3 protein-coding genes are annotated in these 4,247 nt (G+C 74.0%); all 3 read right to left on the reverse strand.

Annotation, left to right across the window (positions count from 1 at the left end):
- The coding region (locus tag D471_RS0130145; RefSeq protein WP_017602057.1) for an SAM-dependent methyltransferase at positions 1–775 on the reverse strand (775 nt) is incomplete at its 3' end.
- Positions 776–1,123: 348 nt separating this feature from the next.
- A complete protein-coding gene (locus D471_RS0130150; RefSeq protein ID WP_017602058.1) occupies positions 1,124–1,867 on the reverse strand; it encodes an SWIM zinc finger family protein in 744 nt (247 codons plus the stop codon).
- Positions 1,864–4,245, reverse strand: coding sequence for a DEAD/DEAH box helicase (locus D471_RS0130155; protein WP_394296865.1), 2,382 nt, complete (start codon positions 4,243–4,245; stop codon positions 1,864–1,866). The genes D471_RS0130150 and D471_RS0130155 overlap by 4 nt, the downstream gene beginning before the upstream one ends.
- Positions 4,246–4,247: the final 2 nt, after the last annotated feature.

The raw sequence follows: 4,247 nt of genomic DNA on the forward strand, positions 1-4,247 counted from the left end.
TGAGGGGGTCGCGCCCGGGATGGCGCCAGGTGGCGCAGTCGACCGTGCGCGGTCCGCAGCCACGGTCGTCGTTCCAGGGGCTGACCAGCTCCAGGCCCTGGAAGAGCACCGATGCCTCCCGCTCACTGCGCACCCGGCCCCAGGGGGTGCCAAAGGACAGGATCTTCTGTGTGATCCAGTCTCCCGCGGCCGGGTCGTCGGTGACGCAGTGGGAGAAGATCACCCAGGACCCGGGCGCCAGCCGGTCCAGGAGGGCCCGCATGGCGCCGAAGGGGTCGTCCTCGTCGGGTAGGCAGTGCAGCAGGGAGACGGCCATCAGGCACACCGGGAGGTCGGTGTCGATGAGCCGCCGGGTCTCGGGCGCGTCCAGGATCCGGTCGGTGGAGCGGATGTCGTCGTGCAGGAACGCGGTTCGGCCCTCGTCGCTGATCAGCGCACGGCCGTGGACGGCCACGATGGGGTCGTTGTCGACGTAGACGACCCGGGATTCGGGGTTGGTCCGCTGCGCCACGTGGTGGGTGTTGTCGGCCGTCGGCAGGCCCGCCCCCAGGTCGAGGAACTGCTCCACGCCCCGCGAGGCCACGTACTCGACCGCGCGGGCGAGGAACGCGCGGTTGTCGTTGGCGAGGGACAGTACCTCCGGGACACGTTCCAGGAGTACGTCGCAGGCCACCCGGTCCGCCTCGAAGTTGTCCTTGCCGCCCAGCAGATAGTCGTACATGCGTGCGATGCTGGGGGTGTCCATGTCGATGTCGGGGGGGAAGCGATCGGCCATGTGCGGTCCGGGGCGCACTGACTCCTGGAGCCGGTGCGGGTCCCTGCCTCCTTCTGTGCGATGCGGGTACGGGTCGCCGGGCGCGGTGTGACCGACGGTCGTGTGCGTGGGCGTCAGCGCGGGTCACGGCGGGAGGACCGATCGCACGGGTGAGTCGGGGCGGGTGCGGGACGCGGTGGGCGACGACACCCTCATGTGGAGTGGCTGGCTCCACGACGGGGGCGGCGGAAGCGGGCACCGCGGCGGAGGCACACCCCCGCGGCTCGTTCGCGCGGTGCGGTCTCCAGGGGAATCGTAACCGCGGAACTACACACCCATCGGCGTTTTCCACAGAAAATCCGGTGCCGTTTATTCGGTTTCTTCGAAGGCGTCACTGACGCGGGAGAATACCGGCAGTCCGTCGGTGACCGCGCCCGGCGCCGCCGCCCGCACGCGGGCTCCCGCGGTCTCCGGGAAACACGGTGGTGAGGGCGGTGCGGGCGCCGACCAGAAGGCGGCCGCGGAGACAGCCGTGCCCACCTGGACGTTTTCGCGCACCCATTCCCCGTCGTTCGCCTCCGGTCCCGTTTTCGCCGGGAATGCCTCCTCCCGGCCCGCCGGGGGCCCGGCCCCCGGCGCGGAAAGCGCCGCCACCCGGTCCACGAGCGCGCGACGCTCCCGCCCCGACCACCGGGCCAGGGCGAAGGGGTCCCGGTCGGCCTCCTCGCCCAGCGCCGCCGCCGTCGCGGACAGATGGGCGCACCGGCCCTCCCACCGGTCGCACGAACAGGTGGCGACCAGGTCGGACCACCCGCGCGGCACCAGGTCCAGTCCCAGGACCTCGAAGACCCGGGCGGTGGCCGCCGGCAGTTCCCCGGCCGAGATCCGGGCACGGAACACCGGCTGCGAGGCCAGCGCCGCGCACGCGCGCTCCCACGCGGCGTCGGGCAGCACCGTGCGGATGAGGCTCACCTCGTGGACGCGGCCGCGGGCGTCGCGGACCCGGGCGAGGACCTCACCGGGCCGTACCGTCAACCGATCCACGCTGGCCCCGGGACCGCCGTCCGCCGTGCCCAGGGCCCCGGCCAGCAGGTCCGACCACGTCGCGCTCATCCGGCCACCGCCTCCGGCGCCAGCCGCACCACCTCGCGCAGGTCCTCCACCGACAGTCCGGCCAGCCACTGCTCCCCGGTGGTCACCGCGCCGTCGGCCAGCGCGCTCTTGCGCTCGATCATCTCGTCCACCCGCTCCTCCACGGTGCCCGTGCACACCAGCTTGCGCACCTGGACGTCCCGCCGCTGTCCGATCCGGAACGCCCGGTCGGTGGCCTGGTTCTCCACCGCGGGGTTCCACCACCGGTCCACGTGCACCACGTGGTTGGCGGCGGTCAGGTTCAGTCCGGTCCCGGCCGCCTTGAGCGACAGCAGGAACACCATGGGCCCGGGGGTGTCCTGGAAGCGCCGCATGAGCTCCTCCCGCTCGGCCCGCGGGGTGCCCCCGTGCAGCCACAGCACCGGAACCCCCAACCGCGAGCGCAGGTAGGGCGCCAGCCGCTCCCCGAACCTCGCGTACTGGGTGAAGCACAGCGCCTTGTCGCCCCGCGCGACGGCCTGGCCCAGGATCGCCTCCAGCCGGTCGAGCTTGCCCGATCGCCCGGCCAGCGCCGATCCGTCCCCCAGGAACTGGGCCGGGTGGTTGCAGATCTGTTTGAGCCGCGCCATGGTCGCCAGGACCAGGCCCTTGCGCTCCTTCTCGTCGGCCTCCGACATCCGCTCGGCCATGTCGTCGGTGACCGCCTTGTACAGCGAGGCTTGTTCCGGAGTGAGCGTGCACCAGGTCCGCATCTCGAACTTCTCCGGCAGGTCGGCGATGATCGACCGGTCGGTCTTGAGCCGCCGCAGCACGAACGGCCGGGTCAGCCGGCGCACCAGAGCGGTCGCGGCGCCGCCTTCGCCGCCTTCGCCGTCGTCGCCGCCGTCGGCGCGGTCGGCCACCGCGCGCTGGAAGTCCTGGGCCGACCCCAGGAGTCCGGGGTTGGCGAAGTCCATGACCGACCACAGCTCACCCAGGTTGTTCTCCACCGGGGTTCCGGTCAGGGCGATCCGCGTGGCGGCTGGCAGCGACCGCACCGCCAGCGCCTGCCGCGTGCCGTGGTTCTTGAGCGCCTGGGCCTCGTCGCACACCACCCGGTGCCAGGGCAGCGCGGCCAGCTCCTCCGAGTCGCGGGTGACCACGCCGTAGGTGGTCACCACCAGGTCGCAGTTGCCCACCAGCCGAGCCAGCGCGTTCCCGGTCGGCCGGTCCGGACCGTGCTGGACGTGCACGCGCAGGTGCGGGGCGAACCGGGCGGCCTCGCGCGACCAGTTGCCCACCAGCGACACCGGGCACACCAGCAGCGTCGGCCCCGGAGCCGTTCCCCGGCCCCGTTCGTCGGTCAGCAGGGCCAGCAGCTGGACGGTCTTTCCCAACCCCATGTCGTCGGCGAGGATCGCGCCCAGCCCGAGCTCGCCGAGGAAGCGCAGCCACGACGCGCCGCGGTCCTGGTACGGCCGGAGGGCGCCCTCGAAGCCCCGCGGGGTGCCCATGGGCCGCAGCTTCGCCGAGACACCGCCCTCCAACAGGGCGCCGATCGGGCCGTCGGCGACGACGTCGGTGACGGGCAGGGGCGCGGCGTCCGCCACCCCGATCGCCGCGCGTACCGCCTCGTCCCTGCGCGACCACGCCCGTCCCCGCCTCCGGAGGGCCTCCAGCGCGGCGCCGACCCGCTCGGGGTCGATCTCCATCCACCTGCCGCGCACGCGCACCAGGGACCGCTTGAGCCGGGCCAGCTCCGCCAGCTCGTCCAGCTCCTCCTCGGACAGCGGATCGGCGGACCCGGGCCCGTTCACCAACGCCTCGAAGGACACGCGGACCAGGTCGTCGACGCCTATGCCGCCCCGGCGCCGCCGCGGCGCCTCCTCCACGGTCATGCGCAGGCCGAGCGCGCGGCGGCCGCTCCACTCGGGCAGGACCACGCCGAACCCGGCCGAGCCCAGGCGCGGCGCGGCCTCGGAGACGAACGCCTGCGCTCCGGCCGTGTCCAGGAGCAGCCGGGCGGGCGCCAGGTCGCGCAGGGCCCGGTGCAGGGCGGGGTAGTGGCGGGCGGCCCGGCGCAGGTCGGCCAGGGCGGTCTCGCCCACGTCGCGGGGCAGCCAGGCGGCGCCCTCGCCCAGCCACACCCGCTCCAGGGGAAGGCGCAGGCCCGGGTCACTCGTCGAGCGAACCCAGAACTCGACCTCCCACGGCCCCTCCCGGTCCGGTTCGCGCAGCAGGAACAGCAGTTGGGCCCGGCCGGATCCGCGGATCCGCGACCGCCACTCGCGCAGCGGAGCGCGCAGCGCCTCGGCGGCGGCCGGGGCGACCAGGGTGTCCCCGTCGGTGAGGGCGGCCGCCAAAAGCGCTGTCGGACCGTCCGCTCCGGCCCGTTCGCCACCGCCGGGCCGACGGGCCAGCC

Source organism: Nocardiopsis lucentensis DSM 44048, from assembly GCF_000341125.1.
Classification (GTDB): Bacteria; Actinomycetota; Actinomycetes; order Streptosporangiales; family Streptosporangiaceae; genus Nocardiopsis; species Nocardiopsis lucentensis.

What these genes read in the sequence shown, in the direction of transcription:
- D471_RS0130150 (WP_017602058.1), bottom strand. Translation starts at nt 1,867, where the DNA reads ATGAGCGCGACGTGGTCGGACCTGCTGGCCGGGGCCCTGGGCACGGCG.